Raw genomic sequence first — 17,144 nt, forward strand, 5'->3', positions numbered from 1 at the left:
ATATTACTATAACAGACAATATTTATATGACAAACAGTACCTCCTTGTTGCAATACATCTCACCCTTTGTGAGGACGGAGGTTTATAATTGATGATATGAGCTTTTTATCGATATTTGTAATTATCCCGCTGCTGATGATACTAGCACTGATTGCAGCACGAAACCGCAGGCAGGTGCTGGGAGTAATGGTGGCGGGCAGCGTGGCGTTGGTGGTGTCATCGGCTTATCTGACGGTACGCTACCTTATTGCCAGGAATGGCGGCGAATCGGGACCAATGCTGTTTACTTCATCGTTGATGTGGTACAAACCTCTGAACATCGCTTTTTCGCTTGGTGTGGATGGCGTGTCGGTGGCGATGATCTGCCTTTCCTCGATAATTGTTCTCACCGGTACCTTTACATCGTGGAAGATTGAGCCGCTTACCAAAGAGTATTTTCTGTGGTATTGCCTCCTTTCGACGGGTGTCTTCGGGTTCTTTATCACTACCGGCCTATTTACCATGTTTATGTTTTATGAGATGGCGCTTATACCGATGTACCTGCTTATCGGTATCTGGGGAAGTGGCAAGAAAGAGTACTCTGCCATGAAGCTTACGCTGATGCTGATGGGCGCTTCGGCCTTCCTGCTCGTGGGAATTCTGGGGATCTATTTCAGTGCAGGTGCCGTAAGTATGAATATTACCGACATTGTAAACATTCATATTCCGTTAGATAAACAGCTTCTATTCTTTACGCTTACGTTTTTCGGGTTCGGCGTCCTTGGTGCATTGTTCCCGTTTCATACATGGTCGCCGGACGGTCACGCCTCTGCTCCTACGGCAGTTTCGATGCTTCATGCCGGCGTATTGATGAAGCTGGGCGGATATGGCTGTTTCAGGGTAGCTATCTGCCTTATGCCTGAGGCTGCCCGCCTGCTTTCGCCCTTTTTCATAGTGCTTACAGCGGCAGGTGTTATTTACGGTTCGTTAGCGGCTGTTCACCAGCGCGATTTGAAATATATAAACGCTTACTCTTCAGTGAGCCATTGTAATCTTGTGCTCTTTGCCATATTGATGTTTACACGGACGTCTATGACCGGAGCTGTGCTTCAGATGCTCTCACACGGGTTGATGACTGCTCTTTTTTTCGCACTGATAGGGATGATATACGGGCGGACTCATACTCGTATGATCACCGAGATGGGGGGGCTTATGAAGGTGATGCCGTTCCTTGGTGTTGCCTTTGTGATTGCCGGACTGGCATCGCTGGGACTCCCCGGGTTGAGTGGATTTGTATCGGAGATGACCATCTTCACCGGTTCGTTTGAAAATTCAGATCTGTTCAGAAGAGTGTTGACGGTAGTGGCAATATCGTCGATAGTGGTTACGGCGGTTTACATATTGAGGATGGTGGGTAGATTCCTCTACGGGCCTTTGCAAAATCCGCATCATGAACAGTTGACGGATGCCGTCTGGTATGAAAAGCTGGTGGTGGTGATATTGATTGCCGGAATTGTGTATATAGGTTCGTTTCCGCTGGGACTCTCGGATATGCTGAACGAGAGCATGAGTGGTGTGATTGCACAGCTGGCACGATAAGGCCGCCACTGTGCCGATGGCAGATAAAACCGGAATTGTATCGGTGGCATAATAAGGCCGGTTTGGTACCGGGCATTGAAAAATTATAAATAAAGAAACAAAAAAAAGAGAGACAGAGAGATGGATTATTTGAGTAATTATATGTTCATGCGCAGCGAGGTATCCCTGGTGATTGTTATTATTTCGCTGGTACTGTATGATCTGATTGCCGGCGCGAAGGGAATGAAGTATTTTCAGGTTGTAGCTATTGCCCTGCTTACTCTCCATACCGTTTTTAACCTGCAGCCCTGTGAGTCGGGGAGTGCTTTTGGCGGGATGTACAGTTATGTGCCGGTGATGGGGGTGGTTAAAACCATCCTGAATATTGCTGTAATCATCATATTCCTACAGGCGGCAGAGGTTTTCAACCGGGAGCGGCTAAACAATAAAAAGGGTGAATATTATTTTATCACGCTAATCACTCTGCTGGGTTTTTATTTTATGATTTCAAGCGGCCATTTCCTGATGTTCTATATAGGACTGGAGATGGCATCCATTCCCTTGGCAACGCTTGCCGCTCTGGAGAAGTACAGCAACAAGTCGGCAGAAGCGGGTGCTAAATATATTCTTTCAGCTACATTCTCATCGGGTATAATGCTGTTCGGAATCTCATACCTCTACGGTACAACGGGTACGCTTTATTTTGCCGATATGCCAGCCATGATAGATGCTAACGCGCTGCAGATAATGGCTTTTGTCTTTTTTGCTGCAGGGATGTTCTTCAAAATATCTCTAGTGCCGTTTCATCTTTGGGCTCCCGATGTGTATGAGGGAGCGCCTACCGTGGTCACCTCATACCTTTCGGTGGTATCGAAAGGGGCGGCGGCATTTGTGCTGATGCTGCTGCTCTACAAGGTGTTCGGGAACCTTTTTGTGCAATGGCAGGGTATCCTGTACGGGCTGATTATCGCTAGTATCACACTTGCGAACCTGTTCGCCATCAGGCAGAAGAACCTGAAAAGGTTCCTGGCATTTTCTTCGATCTCCCAGGCCGGATACATTGTGCTGGGTATCGTTGGGGGGACGGCGTTCGGGATGACTGCTCTTGTATATTACATATTTGTCTATCTGTTTTCCAATCTTGCTGCCTTTGGAGTGGTAACATCTGTTGAGAACCATTCGGGCAAAGTGAATATTGATGATTATAAGGGTTTGTATGCAACGAATCCGCGAATTAGTTTGGTGATGATGCTGGCAATGTTCTCGCTGGGAGGAATTCCGCCGTTGGCCGGTTTTTTCAGCAAATTCTTTGTCTTTGCCGCTGCCCTGGAAAAGGGATTTTACCTGCTGGTGCTTGTCGCTGTTATCAACACTATTGTCTCACTCTATTATTACCTGCTTGTGGTGAAAGCAATGTTTATAGACAGCAGCGAAAACCCGATTCAGCCATTTAGGACGGATGCTTATAATAAGGCAAGCCTGATACTCTGCACGGCCGGTATACTTGTTGTTGGACTGTTCAGTTTCTTCATGGATAAGATTGCCCTGCACAGCTTTGGAATGTAATCTCGGCGCTTGCCTGTTTTTTTATTTCAGGAAGCGGTTCCGGACTTAACTTGCGATTTTTAATTGTGCTCAAACGGCTGTGATACGTAGCAGGACGCTTATAAGGGTGTAGCCCGACAACGATCACCATTGCCGGAGTTCCAGCAGACGCAGGTTCTAATAGGCAAATAAAATTTCTTTCCACATAATTGTGTCGGATTTATATCGGATTTATACTTGAGCCATTTGAGTGTAAGCGTCGTGGTAAAAGATAAGGGTACGACTGTCTCTCTTTGCCTTTTCCAAAAAACGCAGTTTCTCTTCCATTGCTACAGCTACGCTATTGTCGTAGGCTGATAGCCAGCCCGGCGAAAGGTTGAGGGAAGTGGGCACCACATCACCCGGAAAGGCATAGTTTCCCTCTTCTGTATCGAAGAGCACCACTATCTGACCTGGGGTGTGGCCATCGTAAAGTTCCAGCCGGATATGTTCATCGAACTGCATATCTTCAAGGACGAACCGCAGCTGTCCCGCATCGTATACCGGTTCAATGTTCTCGGGGAAAAAGGATCCTTTCTCGAAAAGCGACGGGTTGCGGTAGTTCTTCCACTGGGTGAGGCTCACGTGATAGGTGGCATTAGGGTAGGTGGGGACAGCCTCCTTTTTTTCGTTGAAGGTTGTGCTTGCGCCGCAGTGATCGAAATGGAGATGGGTAAGAATAACATCGGTTACCTCTTCAGGCTTGTACCCTATCTTTTGGATCTCTTCTGTGATAACCTTCCGGTTGAAAGGCCGGTAGAATTTTAATCTGGCATCGTGCTTTTCTCCAAGTCCCGCATCCACCAGGATCAGCTTATTTCCTATCTCGATAAAGAGGCACCGGAGAGACATCACGCACATGTTATTATCATCCACCTTATACTTGGCCGACCAGTATTTTTTGGGTACGGGGCCGAACATCACTCCGCCATCACCGAGAAAATATCCCGATTCAATAATATGAAACTTGACCATAAAGTTGTATTTTTGTGGCAAATTTAGTGAAAAGTTATGTCTCTCCGGTAAAATATTGCGCGTTAATCCCATTAACCGTGATAAGAATAACCGTAGATAGGTAAAGCGGTAAAGCATGAAAATTCCCGATAAACAAGAAAACATAGCAGAATACCTGCTCTATATGTGGCAGGTGGAGGATTTGCTGCGCGCCTGCGAACTGGATATAGATAAGATTAAACAGTCAATTATTGTTCCTGTTTACCAGACGATGGAAGAGCGCGAAAAAGCCAGAGATTGGTTTGAGGGGCTCATCATGATGATGAAGTCTGAAGGAGTACAGAAGAAAGGGCATCTTCAGATTAACAAGAATATCATTGCAGATATGACCGATGTTCATCTGAGGTTGCTGAAAGATCCACGTGAATCAGAATATATAGGGTTGTATTATAATACACTCCCCCATATAGTGGCATTGCGTGACAAGTCGATTGAGAAGGATGTCCCTGAGCTTGAAACCTGTTTCACGGCATTGTATGGATACATGCTGCTGAAACTGCAAAACAGGGAGATTTCCGTTGATACGCAGGTTGCTGTGAAACAGATAACTGCGTTATTGCGCCTACTATCGGAAAAATATAAGAATATAGACAAGGAGCAGGTGTTTTAATTTGAAAATTAAGATTTATGGCAATATTTACAGCATCGACCAAACATTTGGGAGGTACGGAAAAGGAGACCCCGAAGCAGCAGTTTTTTTACGGATTAGTGCAGAAGAATGTATTGGTGACCGGGGCAGACGGGCAGCTGGGCAGTGAGATTAAAGCGATGACGGGGCGTATGAATCTGCCGTTTCATTTTATTTTTACAGATGTAGGCGGGGTTGATATTACAGATATTCAACAGGTTGAATCTTATGTGAGGAACTATCGGATTGAGTATATTGTGAACTGTGCTGCTTATACAGCTGTTGACAAAGCGGAGAATGATGTGGAAAAAGCATTCGAGGTTAATGCAGTAGCGGTGGGGAACATAGCCAGGGTTGCAAAAAAGGAGGGCGTGAAGGTGATCCAGATCTCAACGGATTATGTGTTTGATGGCTCTTCCGATGTTCCATATACCGAAGATATGAAACCAAACCCCCTGTCTGTTTACGGCAAATCGAAGCTGGCTGGCGAAGAAGAACTGAAGGCGGCAGGCGGCGACTGGGCTATTATTCGCACATCGTGGATGTATTCGTCTTTCGGCAATAATTTTGTGAAGTCAATGATCCGGCTGATGAGGGAGCGGAAGAGTCTGACAATAGTAGACGACCAGCGTGGTGCGCCGACCTATGCTGCCGATCTTGCCGAGATGATAATTCATATTCTGCAGTCGTCAGAAGAGAATGGATGGAAGAGCGGAATTTATCATTTTTCAAACAGGGGTGATACTACCTGGTATGGTTTTGCCTCGGAAATAAAAAGGCTTGCAGGTATTGAATCGTGTGAGCTGTCGCCTGTAACATCTGAGGAGTATGGTTCACCTGTGCAGCGGCCTGCATACAGCGTGATGAGTCTCTCGAAGATATGTGCCGCCTTTAATGTGGAGATACCGGAGTGGAAGGAGTCGCTAAAACGATGTTTTATGTTATTGAAGTAGAACGGATTAATTGTTGACCTGCTCCGGGAACTTTGAATATAAAAAACAATTATTCATAGTGTGTTGAAAGTCAATAAGTCTTTTGTACGTTAGAAATAAAAGATACTTTTTGTAGTAGGAGACTCGTTTCTTTCAATCTGAAGAAAACAGATCAAACAACTCATATAGAGGAATTATTATATAGATGACATTGAAAAAAGAGATACAACGCCGGCGTACATTCGCTGTGATCAGTCACCCCGACGCGGGAAAAACCACACTTACGGAAAAATTACTGCTCTTTGGCGGCGCCATTCACGTGGCAGGAGCCGTGAAATCGAACAAGATAAGGAAGACCGCTACATCGGACTGGATGGAGATAGAGAAGCAACGCGGAATATCTGTCGCCACATCAGTTATGGGGTTTGACTATAATGATCACAAGATAAATATCCTGGATACGCCGGGGCACCAGGATTTTGCGGAAGATACCTATCGTACACTCACCGCAGTTGACAGTGTGATTATTGTGGTGGATGTTGCAAAGGGTGTGGAGATGCAGACGCGTAAGCTGATGGAGGTGTGCCGTATGCGCCATACGCCGGTAATGGTTTTTGTGAACAAGCTTGATCGTGAAGGTAAAGATGCTTTTGAAATTCTTGACGAGCTGGAGGAGGAGCTCCAGATAGCGGTGCGGCCCCTCAGCTGGCCTATCGACATGGGAGATCGGTTTCGCGGGGTTTACAACCTTTACAGTAACAGTCTCGATCTCTATAAGCCCAGCAAGCAGATGGTGACCGAGTCGGTACGACTCGATATTGCATCGCCTGAGTTAGAGACACATATTGGTGACAGGTTGTCGAAAAAGCTACGCGACGATGTGGAACTTATCACCGGGGTGTATCCCTCGTTTAATCGCGAAGAGTATCTTGCCGGTAAGCTGGCACCAGTTTTTTTTGGCTCTGCGCTGAATAATTTCGGGGTTAAAGAGCTGCTCGACTGTTTTGTTGATATTGCACCGTCGCCACGTCAGGTACAAGCTATTGAGCGTGTGGTGAAACCTTATGAGGAGCCGTTCACAGGTTTTGTTTTCAAGATTCATGCTAATATGGACCCGAACCACCGTTCATGCATTGCCTTCGTAAAGGTCTGCTCCGGCAAGTTTGAGAGGAATGTGAACTATAAGCATGTGAGGTTTAACCGGATGATGAAGTTTTCGTCGCCGACAGCCTTTATGGCGCAGAAAAAGGAGATTCTTGATGAGGCTTATGCGGGTGATATAGTAGGTTTGCCCGACAACGGCAACTTTAAGATCGGCGATACTCTTACAGCCGGGGAGGAGCTGCACTTCAAGGGCTTGCCAAGCTTCTCTCCCGAGATGTTCAAATATATTGAGAATGCCGACCCCATGAAATCGAAACAGCTGCATAAAGGTGTTGAGCAGCTTATGGATGAAGGCGTTGCTCAGCTCTTTGTAAATCAGTTCAACGGAAGAAAAATCATTGGGACAGTAGGACAGCTTCAGTTTGAGGTTATTCAGTACCGCCTCCTGCATGAGTATGGTGCACAATGCCGGTGGGAACCTCTTAACCTGTACAAAGCGTGCTGGATTGAAAGCGATGATGCGGTACAGCTGGAGGATTTCAAAAAACGGAAATACCAGTATATGGCACACGACAAAGAGGGCAGGGATGTTTTTCTGGCAGAATCGAGTTATATCTTGATGATGGCGCAGCAGGACTTTAAGAAGATCCGCTTCCATTTCAGGTCGGAGTTCTGATTCCCATTCCATGGCGGTCATCTGGTTTACGTTCCAGGGCGGTCATCTGAATTGCGTTTCAGGGCGGTCATCTGAATTGTGTTTTCATGCCGGGCTTCTGGTTTGCGTTCCACAAGACGGGCATTTGGTTTACGTCCCAAGCCGGAACCAGATTCACTTTTTTATCTCTTTTTTGTCTGAGTCAGATCCTCTTTCATCCTTTTTTTGCGGTGCCCTGATCTTTGGCCAGATGTACAGTCATCTGCGGGAACGGTATATTCAGGCCGTTAGCATTAAGAATCTCGTAAGACTGTTCGTTCAGATCGAACGTAACCGGCCAGTAATCCTCAGACAATGTCCAGACCCTCAGCACGAAATCAATTGAGCTGTCTCCCATCTTTACCATTCGCGATAATGGTGCGGGGTCATTCAGCACTTTCGGATGTTTTTCAGCTATATCGAGCAGCAGCTGTTTCACCTGTTCCACATCGGACCCGTAGTCGACGTTGATGTTCAGATCGAGGCGACGTGTAGGCTGGGTACTGTAATTAATAATGTTTCCCGTTGAAAGTGGCCCGTTGGGAATATGTACGGTCTTGTTGTCGGGAGTGGTGAGTGTGGTGTATAAAATACCGACGGAGCGCACCGTACCTGACACGTTCTGTGCCTCTATATAGTCACCTCCTTTGAATGGTTTGTTGAAAAGCAGAATTACCCCGCCGGCAAAGTTGGCAAGATTGTCTTTCACCGCTAACCCTACCGCCAGTCCTACCGATCCAATAAGTGCCGCTATGGAGACAGTTTTTGTGCCTACAATATTTATTATCATAATGACAAGAGTGGTGAAGAGGAGGATGTTGAGAATGTTTAAAAGGAAACTGCGCAGCGCGGTATCGTAGATTTTTTTTTCAAATACACTGTATGAAAATTTGGTGATTCGGCGGATTATCCATTTTCCCACATAAAATATAAGCAGGGCAATAAGAAGTTTACCTATAAAGTCGATGCTGCCGGTAAGGAACTTATCGAACAGCTCTTCAAACCGGCCGGTTTTAATCAGTTCGGCTGCCGAAGCCAATTGTACATTCACCGGGTTAGTATTTAGCGAGTCGGCTCGAGTAATGAAAATTTCGGGAGGCATATTGATTTATTCTTATTTTAGTTAATGAAGTCGCAAAGATAGATATTTTTGTTTAATTTTGCTGGTCACATCTGCATATCACTCTTTTTTATGAGATATTTTTTTCCATTTTTTATAGTTTTGTTGCTGCTTCTCCCTCTACCTATTTCCGGGCAAAGCTACGAGGGCTGGGTTAAGAGATCGGCTGATTTTATTGAGGTGAACCGGTTTGACAGTGCAGCCTTTGCTTTGCAGAAGGCTATGTCACTTGACCCGATGAATGAAAATAATCCGGTGTTACTGCTGAACCTTGGCATAATGCAGCGTCAGCTAAAGTTATATGACGATGCATACATATCATTCACAGCATCTCTCGCAAACAATCCTCTGGCCGATGTGGCCTTGCATAACAGGGCGTCTCTTCTTTGTGATATGGATAGGCTGGACGAGGCCATGGAAGATTACAACACTATTATCCGCCTTTATCCCGAAAATGTGGAGGCTTATTACCGCAGAGGGTTGCTGTTTCTTGAAAAGAGCGACCGCAAGAAAGCTGAAGCCGATTTTAAGGCTTCGGAAGCTATTGATGCAGGGAATATATTCACTAAGCTTAGCGGGGCTTTACTTTATAAGCTGGACGACGATTGGGAGGCAGCCGAAAGGGTATATTCCGGGCTTATAAAATCGGAATCCATGCCTGATCCCATTTTTTATATGAACCGTGCCGAATGTTATTTAAATACAGGCCAGCTCTTTAAAGCTTCGGCAGATTTGCGTGCAATCGGGGAATCGCAGATGGATAATCCTTATTTCTATGTACTGAGGGGACGGGTACGCCTAGGCCAGTTCGACAAGGTAGCTGCCAAAGCAGATTTTATAAAGGCAGGGGAGCTGGGGTATGATGCTGTAATTCTTGCTGAGTGGATGAAAAAAACTGAATGAGAGCACAAAACATATATTGACCCGCTTGCGCTCTCTTTCCGGACTTTTTGCATGCCGCTTTCAAACCTATAGCATCTGTTGTCTATCATCAAAGTATGGTGCCATTGACACGCAATTTAACCTTTCAAAGCCTATTGTATCTCCTGATTATTACGGAAATCATAAAAAGTTTTTCTAGCAAGGTCGGCAAGCGACAACTGGTAATTTATATAGGCTCTGAGATGAGATGTGTAGGCGTTGTTCAGCCGGTTTCTCTCCAGCGCTAAATCCTGACTGTCGATATCGCCATCGGAAAAACGTTTTCGTGTAATATCGAAACTTTTTTCGGCTACCTGCACATTTTTTTCCAGGACCTGCAATCTCTTCAGGTTACTGTTGATGCTTGCTATTAGATTTTTTACTTCGGTTTCTATTTCACGCTCCACCTCTTCTTTTCTGTATGAATATTGTTTCAATCTCGACTCGGAGGCTCTGACTAGTGCTCTGTTTTCACCCCAATCGAGTATGGGGATGGATATTGTAAGGCCGACACCATAACTGGCGTTTCTGTCGATCAAATTATGATATGAGTTTTTTATCGAGTTGAAAAATCCCGGATCGGACTGCTGATTTATACCGGCTTTTTCAAAGTATGCATCTATTCTCCCCTGTATCATTCCGTTCGCTTTTTGCTGCTTTATATTAAGCTTTTGCAGTTCTATCTGTATCTCCTGCTCCCTGACTTCCAACCTGTTTTTAAGTGCCAGCTCAACTGCTTTTTCAGCGTCTATTACCACAATTTCATATCTGAACTCGCTGTTTAGCGCAATGCTGTCATTCAAGTCTAGCCCTAACAGCTCTTTAAATGAATTTTTTGCTGATGTTTCATTTAATACTGCAATATCGTAATTGTTCTGTGCCTCAGCCAGGTCGACCTCCATTTGCAATGCATCTACCTCGCGTATGAGGCCTGCTGCATACTTGTTCTGTGAAATCTCATAGGCTTCGGTCTGCCGCTCCAGGTCGAGTGATGCAATCTCTGTGCTTTTCTGCAGCGATAGCAGGTTGTAATAGGCACTGCTGACCTGGTACACAAGGTTTAGCTCTTCCCTTTTAAACTGCTTGTTTGAACGTTCATAGTCCAGCTCAGCCCTTTTCAGTGTTGACCGGATGCTGTTGTATGCATAGAAAGAGTTGAGGGGCTGGTTGAACCCGACTCGTGTTCTCAGGCGGGATGAGCGATAATTATTCTCGAGATTTTCGCTGCTTGACAATGAGTTTTGAATAAAAATATTTCCATCTGTAGGCAACGGTTGATTAATGGTAAGAGTACCTGCATAACCCAGCTCTTTGATGGGGTAGTAGAATGTTATGCCGGTCGTGTCTTTCCAGCTTTCAATAGTCTCTGTATATTGAGGTGAGGAGACAGTCATATCTATATGTGTCTTTAACCTGCTGGTTGCGGATTTTAAGTTGAACTCGGCTATTTTAAGATTCTCAGCCAGATTCAACATCGTAAAGCTCTTGTTTTTAGCAATTTCAATACTTTCATCCAGCGTGAGTGTCTGCACCGGCTGGCTTTGCAATAAAACAAAGTATGGGAACAGTAATGTGACTGTAAATAGTAATTTTCTCATATCGATTTTGTGTTATTGTTACTTTCTATGGGAGAATATTGTTGTTGCCGGTTAGAGTTTAAAATAATTTTCTTGTCTGAATTTATTTTATCGGAATGGATCATGCCATCTTTCAGATAAATGTTTCTGTTTGCAAAATTTGCAATTTCCTGTTCGTGGGTGATAAGAATAATTGTATTTCCTTCCTTATGCAACTCATCGAACAAACGCATAATCTCTTCACCTGTCTTTGAGTCAAGTGCACCTGTAGGCTCATCGGCCAACAGCAGGCCGGGATTTGTTACGAGAGCCCTGGCAATGGCGACCCGCTGGCGTTGCCCTCCACTCAGTTCGGAAGGTTTGTGGTTCATACGGTCGGTCAATGCAACCTTATCCAGTGCCTTTAGTGCTTTCTCTCTGCGTAGATTGCTCGGGGTACCGGAATAGATGAGTGGCAGTTCCACATTTTGAATGGCATTGAGCCTTGGCAACAGGTTGAAATTCTGGAAAATAAATCCTATCTCTTTGTTCCTCATAACTGAGAGGGCATCATCATCGAGCGTGCTGACATCAACATGGTTAAGAAAGTAATGACCCTCTGATGGTGTGTCAAGGCAGCCCAGGATATTCATGAGAGTGGATTTGCCGGAACCGGAAGGCCCCATGATTGCCACATACTCATTTTTTTTTATGTTTAGATCAATGCCGTGAATTACCGGTATCTCAGTTTTTCCAAGCGAGTAGCTTTTTTTCAAGTTTTCTATTTTAATTAACATACTGTTTTACTTATTCGTAGCGTATAGAATCTACAGGTTTGAGGTTTGCGGCATTTTTAGCGGGTAAATATCCAAAGCTTACCCCTACAATAACGGAGAAGGAGAACGCGATAAGTACAGCGTATGGCTTGATAAATGTGCTGATATCTGTGAATAGCGTTACAAACAAAGAGAGAATGATTCCTACTGCTACACCTATAAGCCCGCCTGTAATACTTATTACTACCGATTCTGTTACAAATTGGTTCATGATATCAATTTTGCGTGCTCCCACAGACCTTCTTATACCTATTTCCCGTGTTCGTTCCATGACTGTTGCCAGCATAATATTCATGATTCCTATTCCTCCAACCAACAGGGATATGGCAGCAATGGCACCTAATAAAAAGTTGTAGATTTGCCGCTCTTTCTCTTCCTGTTTCAGTAATTCGTAAGGAATAACAATGCTGTAGTCGTCGTTATTGAAATGGTGGCGGCGCAGGATTTCGTTAATGATTTTTGATGCTTCCACCAGTTTGTCCGAATTATTCAGTTGAACGGTTATTTGCTGAATTTCGCTGGAGAGTGCGTTTTCACGTGCAAACCGGTTCAGAAATAACGAGAGAGGCACGTAAACATCTGTATTCAGGTCCCTCGCAGCCAGTTCGCCTACGGTCTCCGTAAAAAGGCTTTTCGATTCAAGTACTCCGATAACCTCCAACCACTGATCGTCTATTTTTATTAATTTCCCTATCGGATCCTCTCCTTTAAAAAAGGTGGCAGCCACTCCCGCACCCAGTACACAGACTTTCAGGCGTTCGTTGTAATGTTTTTCGCTGATGAAATAACCATTTTGTATCTTGTAATTCATTATTGCCTGAAAGTCGGGAGTGATACCGATAATGGTAGATTTTACCGATTTATCGTTGTATTTCACGTCAGTATTTTTTTCAGCTTGTGCGGCAATTCTTTCCACACCGGGTACTATTTCTTTAATCACCTGGGCATTCTGAATGGAAAGCCCTTGCGAGAACTTTGCCCTCACCTCTTCCAGCTCTTCGTCGGAGAGAGATTTCTCTCTTATGATGATATTGTTCACACCCAGATCCTGGTATTTGGCAATGGCTTCGCGCTTTGCTCCTTCTCCTATGGATAACATTGTTATAACGGATGCCACGCCGAAGATGATTCCCAGCATGGTTAGGAAAGAACGAAACTTGTGGTCAGTCAAACCCTGTAGCGCCAACCGAATATTTTCACCGTACTGCATAATTTTTGTTTAAAGAAATTCACAACTAACTGTCATCCCCGGCTTTAATCGTTCGTCGGATTTTAATATCTTCACCTCCACATCGAACACTTTCTGCCGTGATTTCCGGTCTTTCAGCCTGCAAAGTTTTCCTATATAGACAACTTCACCATCAAAAACAACTTTAGGCATAGCATCCAGCCTTACCGCAACTTTTTGGTTGAGTGCGATTTTCAAAAAGTCTGTTTCGTTTACCTGGGTATTCACTTTCATAAATTCCAGTTCAGGAACTATGGCCAGGTTATTGCCAGCGTAAATATTGTCGCCGATTTTGTAAATGTTTCTGTTGGAGCTTTGCCAGTTTGTAGCAATCTGAAACACACCCGATACAGGTGCACGCAAGGTAAGCAATGGTATCAGGTTTTTTGCGTTTTCAAGCTCTTTTTTTATCTGCTCAACTCTGATCTCCTGTATTTGCAAGTCGCAGGCGTTGATGGCTTTGTTAAGTTCGTATATTTTTCTCTCTTTTTCTAGATTGATGACTGCCTGCTCGTATTCTAGTTGTCTTATTTTTCTCAATCGTTCCGATTCGAAACGTGATGCTTCCCATTCAATTTTTTTCAAATCGAATGTTGCCGATTCGTTTCTAATTCTCGATTCGCTTTCTTGTTTTTTGTTTTCTTGTTCTACATACAGTTTTTCCAGTACAGCTAATTGCGTCTCAAGGTTGCTCTCGCTTTCAAGAATATATTTGTTAATATCAGCTGGGTCGAGTTGCGCTATTGAATCGCCTTTTTTTACAATCTCGCCGTGGTTCAACAGCCCCACGATTTTCATCTGGTACCATTGCCTTCCGTACCGGTTGACGACAACAGAGCGGGAGTTTACTGCCGCCAGTTCTCCGGTTTCAACAATAACAGTGCCGTCTGATGCTCTTCTTCCGCCCACGGGTTCCGAGGTCTTTTTGCACGAAAAAAGAAGTGCTGTGGCAATGAACGCAAAAAACAGGCTATATAATCGTGATCTTTTCATTATATCTCTGCGTTTTCGGTTTTCTTTTCTTCCGTTTCTTTTGCAAAAGGATTTACCAGTGCTATCTCTTCGCCTTTTTTCAATCCGCTTTCAACCACTATATAATCGGTGTTGTTTATCCCGGTTTCTATTTCCGTTTTTTCATAGCCGGCACCTTTTCTTTTGTAAACAAAACTTATGTCACCTTCGGTAAAAAGAGCATCGAGCGGAATGAAAAGTACATTTTCCACTTTGTCCATAATTATTCGGCAGCTGACGGTAAGCCCGGGAAGCAAATTCTTATCGGACTCGTTGAGCAGTATTTCAACGGGGAACACTTTTATTTTTGACGACTCATCTTTGTTCACTGCCAGATTGGCAATTGAATTTACTGTTCCCGAAAAAACGCTGTCGGAAAATGCGTCGGGTTTAATTTCTACTTTCAGCCCTTTGCTTATTTTGGCCACGTCAACCTCATTTATTTTTACCGTTGCTTTAAGCGATGATAAGTCGGGAAGTTGAATAATGGGAAACCCACTCCAGCACTGATCGCCAATCTGAAATTTATTGTTGCTGCTCCAGTTCTTCGATAAAATGGCGATACCCGAAGAGGGGGTTACTACCGACAGTTTTTGAAGTGTTTCGCGTGCTTCGTCGAGCCTCGACTGGAACTGCATGATGGAGAGGTTTTTTTGTTTGATCTCTTCTTTCTGAATTTTTATGCGGTTCTCAATTTGCTCTTTTGCCCTTTCCAGCGCAATTTCTGCTTTATCGAGGTTCAGCTGTATTTCTTTTTTCTTAATATCTGATTCGTAGCCGGCAGACTCGAAACGGATTTTCGATATCTCATGAGAAATACGTGTGACTTCGTAAGCAGCCCTCAGCTCTTCTAACTCCGATTGCTGCTGTGCTTTCATTTTATCGAATTCCGCCTGTGCAATCTCCATGCTAGACTCTGCTTCCACAATACCTTTCAGTACTTCTGACGGATCGAACACTATTAATGTGTCGCCTGCTTTCACCTCCTCTCCGTCTTTAACCAATTCGGTTATTTTCAGGTTCCCATATCGCCACGAGATCATTGGCGCTACAATGTTTACAGAGTTAATTGCCTCTATTTCACCCTCTTCGTACAAGTCGATAAATAAAGTACCCTGGGCTACTTTTCCAACAGGTATTTGCTTGGTTTCCTTTTTTTTGCACGCCACAAAAGGTAGCGAACAAACAACGATGAGGACCAATATTTTTGAAAAATTCTTCATTTTGATGAAATGGCTTGAAAATATTTTAGATAAAGTCTTGTTTTACTGAACTCGCTGCAATCTTTACCGGGATGTGACAGGTTTAACTGCCCTTTTCATATTTGTAGAATCGCCTAGCAGCGTTTTTCCTCTCACCATAGATAGCGGTGGCTTAATTAAAGCGATAACTTCTCCCGGCTTTAATCCGTGTGATACGATGGCATCTTTTGAAGAAGAGAGCCCGGTTATTATTTGGCGCATCTCGTATCTGTTTTTCTTACTCTTCACATATACAACTTTAAGAGAGTCTTCTTCATAAATGGCTATTTGCGGCACCACTATAGTATCGCGGACCTGTTTTATGAATACCCGGCAGTTCGCAGTGAACCCGGTTTCTGGAAGTTGCAGCGCGCTATCGACTGAAGCTTCCACCTCAAAAAACTTTACTTTCGAATCTCTTTTATAAGGTTGCCCGACAGGTAGTTTTTTTGTGATTTTTCCATAAGCAATGTTATTGGGCATGGCATCGAAACTGAAACTTACGGAGTCATTTTCGTTTATCTGGCGAAAATCCACTTCGCTCGCCATCATTTTTACTTTCATTTCAGATACTTCGGGCATAGTTATCAGCGGCATATTACTCCATACATTGTCGCCCATCTTAAGCTTTTCTCCTGTCATCATTGAATTAGATATGACGGCTAATCCTTTATGTGGAGCGCGTATGGTTAGGCCATCGAGGATTGTTTTTGCGTAGGTTAACCGGTTTGTTAATTGTTGAATATTAAGTTCTAATTTTTTTACTTCAGATTGATTTATGATCTCAAGTGCTTCGAGTTTCTTCTCAAATTTATTTTTCTCGATAATAGCTCTTTCAAGTTCTAATTCCTTGATTCGCTTCTGTGTGGGGGTGGAAAAACGTAGTTGTAGTGAGTCTAAATGTGCAATTTCGGTATCGGCTTTATTGTTTTTTACCTGCGCTTCAAGCATGGCGTATTGCATCTGTAAATCAGCTTTTACTTTACTTAATTGTGCTTCTGCCGTCTCAAGTTGAATAACCAAGTTATCGTGAGAGGTTTTACTGTTATTATCCTCGAGAATGCACATAACATCTCCTTCATTAACATACGTCCCGTCATCAATAAGGAAGGTAATAATGGCATCTACATTGCCAGGACAGGCTATTGTAGTATAGCGAACAGGTTCAGCAAAGCCGTCTATTACAAGGGTATTTTCAAAATCGGAGGTAAGTATGGGGTATGTTGAGATTTTTTCTTTATTGTTCGTGTTGCACGAACATATAAGAAATAAAAGGATTAGTGTAAATAGAGTTGAATATTTTTCCACAATAGTATTTTGTAGATCATTTGAGCAAATGTAATATCTTTTTTTTTATTTATAAAAATCGGCCAGCTTCTATTAGATAAAATTATGATTTGTTCTGAAATGTTACAAGTCGCAGAAAAGCCACGTCCCCGTTCAAGCCAGTTCAATAAACAACCTCAAGTCGAAAAAACAGTGTTTACGGCGATACGTCGGCATATTCATGCCTGTTAAATAAATAACACTCACGTTTAGAGAACATTAGTCGCTACATATCTGGTGCATTTTTTGCTAAATGAACAACTCTCTTGGTACAAGTGCTAAACAAGCCTGTAGTGAAGGCTGCACGGTTGCCACACGGAAACCGTTTCTATGGCATAAACCGCTGCAGATCGATCGATCTGCAGCGGTTTATGAGTACACCCGGCGGGAAT

At 43.8% G+C, this 17,144-nt stretch carries 14 protein-coding genes; 6 read left to right on the forward strand and 8 right to left on the reverse strand.

Annotation, left to right across the window (positions count from 1 at the left end; genetic code table 11):
- Window positions 1–96 precede the first annotated feature (96 nt).
- Window positions 97–1,578, forward strand: coding sequence for a complex I subunit 4 family protein (locus tag B3Z75_RS11715; protein ID WP_238866206.1), 1,482 nt, complete (start codon window positions 97–99; stop codon window positions 1,576–1,578).
- Window positions 1,579–1,698: 120 nt separating this feature from the next.
- A complete protein-coding gene (locus B3Z75_RS11720) occupies window positions 1,699–3,123 on the forward strand; it encodes an NADH-quinone oxidoreductase subunit N (protein ID WP_238866208.1) in 1,425 nt (474 codons plus the stop codon).
- 210 nt (window positions 3,124–3,333) lie between these two features.
- On the opposite strand, the gene B3Z75_RS11725 is transcribed toward B3Z75_RS11720, so the two are convergent.
- Entirely contained in the window at window positions 3,334–4,116 is a 783-nt protein-coding gene (locus B3Z75_RS11725) for an MBL fold metallo-hydrolase (RefSeq protein WP_238866210.1), read from the reverse strand.
- Window positions 4,117–4,231: 115 nt separating this feature from the next.
- Between B3Z75_RS11725 and B3Z75_RS11730 the strand changes: the two genes are divergently transcribed.
- The 3 genes from B3Z75_RS11730 (at window position 4,232) to B3Z75_RS11740 (ending at window position 7,495) form a co-directional block, all read left to right on the forward strand.
- Window positions 4,232–4,765, forward strand: a complete 534-nt coding sequence (locus B3Z75_RS11730; RefSeq protein ID WP_238866212.1) for a DUF4924 family protein — start codon at window positions 4,232–4,234, stop codon at window positions 4,763–4,765.
- Window positions 4,766–4,782: 17 nt separating this feature from the next.
- Window positions 4,783–5,736 carry a dTDP-4-dehydrorhamnose reductase gene (gene rfbD, locus B3Z75_RS11735; RefSeq protein ID WP_256448704.1) on the forward strand — a complete coding sequence of 318 codons (954 nt, stop codon included), beginning with the start codon at window positions 4,783–4,785 and terminating at the stop codon, window positions 5,734–5,736.
- Window positions 5,737–5,920: 184 nt separating this feature from the next.
- Window positions 5,921–7,495: a peptide chain release factor 3 gene (locus B3Z75_RS11740; protein ID WP_238866214.1), complete on the forward strand. Its 1,575-nt coding sequence runs from the start codon at window positions 5,921–5,923 to the stop codon at window positions 7,493–7,495.
- A gap of 193 nt (window positions 7,496–7,688) precedes the next feature.
- Here B3Z75_RS11740 and B3Z75_RS11745 read toward each other — a convergent pair whose 3' ends face one another.
- Window positions 7,689–8,615 carry a mechanosensitive ion channel family protein gene (locus B3Z75_RS11745; RefSeq protein WP_238866217.1) on the reverse strand — a complete coding sequence of 309 codons (927 nt, stop codon included), beginning with the start codon at window positions 8,613–8,615 and terminating at the stop codon, window positions 7,689–7,691.
- Window positions 8,616–8,705: 90 nt separating this feature from the next.
- On the opposite strand from B3Z75_RS11745, the gene B3Z75_RS11750 reads away from it, so the two are divergent.
- Window positions 8,706–9,536, forward strand: a complete 831-nt coding sequence (locus B3Z75_RS11750; RefSeq protein WP_286844787.1) for a tetratricopeptide repeat protein — start codon at window positions 8,706–8,708, stop codon at window positions 9,534–9,536.
- A gap of 131 nt (window positions 9,537–9,667) precedes the next feature.
- Here B3Z75_RS11750 and B3Z75_RS11755 read toward each other — a convergent pair whose 3' ends face one another.
- The 6 genes from B3Z75_RS11755 to B3Z75_RS11780 form a co-directional block, all read right to left on the reverse strand.
- Window positions 9,668–11,152 carry a TolC family protein gene (locus B3Z75_RS11755; protein WP_238866221.1) on the reverse strand — a complete coding sequence of 495 codons (1,485 nt, stop codon included), beginning with the start codon at window positions 11,150–11,152 and terminating at the stop codon, window positions 9,668–9,670.
- A complete protein-coding gene (locus B3Z75_RS11760) occupies window positions 11,149–11,907 on the reverse strand; it encodes an ABC transporter ATP-binding protein (protein ID WP_238866223.1) in 759 nt (252 codons plus the stop codon). Before B3Z75_RS11760 ends, B3Z75_RS11755 begins: the two co-directional genes overlap by 4 nt.
- A 10-nt stretch (window positions 11,908–11,917) precedes the next feature.
- Window positions 11,918–13,156, reverse strand: a complete 1,239-nt coding sequence (locus tag B3Z75_RS11765) for an ABC transporter permease (protein ID WP_286844782.1) — start codon at window positions 13,154–13,156, stop codon at window positions 11,918–11,920.
- A gap of 9 nt (window positions 13,157–13,165) precedes the next feature.
- Window positions 13,166–14,167 (reverse strand): HlyD family secretion protein, encoded by a 1,002-nt coding sequence (locus B3Z75_RS11770; RefSeq protein ID WP_238866227.1) that lies wholly within the window; start codon window positions 14,165–14,167, stop codon window positions 13,166–13,168.
- Window positions 14,167–15,408, reverse strand: a complete 1,242-nt coding sequence (locus tag B3Z75_RS11775; protein WP_238866229.1) for an efflux RND transporter periplasmic adaptor subunit — start codon at window positions 15,406–15,408, stop codon at window positions 14,167–14,169. Before B3Z75_RS11775 ends, B3Z75_RS11770 begins: the two co-directional genes overlap by 1 nt.
- Window positions 15,409–15,471: 63 nt before the next feature.
- Window positions 15,472–16,734: an efflux RND transporter periplasmic adaptor subunit gene (locus tag B3Z75_RS11780; RefSeq protein ID WP_238866230.1), complete on the reverse strand. Its 1,263-nt coding sequence runs from the start codon at window positions 16,732–16,734 to the stop codon at window positions 15,472–15,474.
- Between the last annotated feature and the right edge of the window lie 410 nt (window positions 16,735–17,144).

The organism is Proteiniphilum sp. UBA1028 (genome assembly GCF_002316955.1).
Lineage (GTDB): Bacteria > Bacteroidota > Bacteroidia > Bacteroidales > Dysgonomonadaceae > Proteiniphilum.

What these genes read in the sequence shown, in the direction of transcription:
- B3Z75_RS11755 (WP_238866221.1), bottom strand. Translation starts at nt 11,152, where the DNA reads ATGAGAAAATTACTATTTACAGTCACATTACTGTTCCCATACTTTGTT.
- B3Z75_RS11760 (WP_238866223.1), bottom strand. Translation starts at nt 11,907, where the DNA reads ATGTTAATTAAAATAGAAAACTTGAAAAAAAGCTACTCGCTTGGAAAA.
- rfbD (WP_256448704.1), top strand. Translation starts at nt 4,783, where the DNA reads ATGGCAATATTTACAGCATCGACCAAACATTTGGGAGGTACGGAAAAG.
- B3Z75_RS11775 (WP_238866229.1), bottom strand. Translation starts at nt 15,408, where the DNA reads ATGAAGAATTTTTCAAAAATATTGGTCCTCATCGTTGTTTGTTCGCTA.
- B3Z75_RS11750 (WP_286844787.1), top strand. Translation starts at nt 8,706, where the DNA reads ATGAGATATTTTTTTCCATTTTTTATAGTTTTGTTGCTGCTTCTCCCT.
- B3Z75_RS11725 (WP_238866210.1), bottom strand. Translation starts at nt 4,116, where the DNA reads ATGGTCAAGTTTCATATTATTGAATCGGGATATTTTCTCGGTGATGGC.
- B3Z75_RS11720 (WP_238866208.1), top strand. Translation starts at nt 1,699, where the DNA reads ATGGATTATTTGAGTAATTATATGTTCATGCGCAGCGAGGTATCCCTG.
- B3Z75_RS11715 (WP_238866206.1), top strand. Translation starts at nt 97, where the DNA reads ATGAGCTTTTTATCGATATTTGTAATTATCCCGCTGCTGATGATACTA.
- B3Z75_RS11730 (WP_238866212.1), top strand. Translation starts at nt 4,232, where the DNA reads ATGAAAATTCCCGATAAACAAGAAAACATAGCAGAATACCTGCTCTAT.
- B3Z75_RS11745 (WP_238866217.1), bottom strand. Translation starts at nt 8,615, where the DNA reads ATGCCTCCCGAAATTTTCATTACTCGAGCCGACTCGCTAAATACTAAC.
- B3Z75_RS11740 (WP_238866214.1), top strand. Translation starts at nt 5,921, where the DNA reads ATGACATTGAAAAAAGAGATACAACGCCGGCGTACATTCGCTGTGATC.
- B3Z75_RS11770 (WP_238866227.1), bottom strand. Translation starts at nt 14,167, where the DNA reads ATGAAAAGATCACGATTATATAGCCTGTTTTTTGCGTTCATTGCCACA.
- B3Z75_RS11765 (WP_286844782.1), bottom strand. Translation starts at nt 13,156, where the DNA reads ATGCAGTACGGTGAAAATATTCGGTTGGCGCTACAGGGTTTGACTGAC.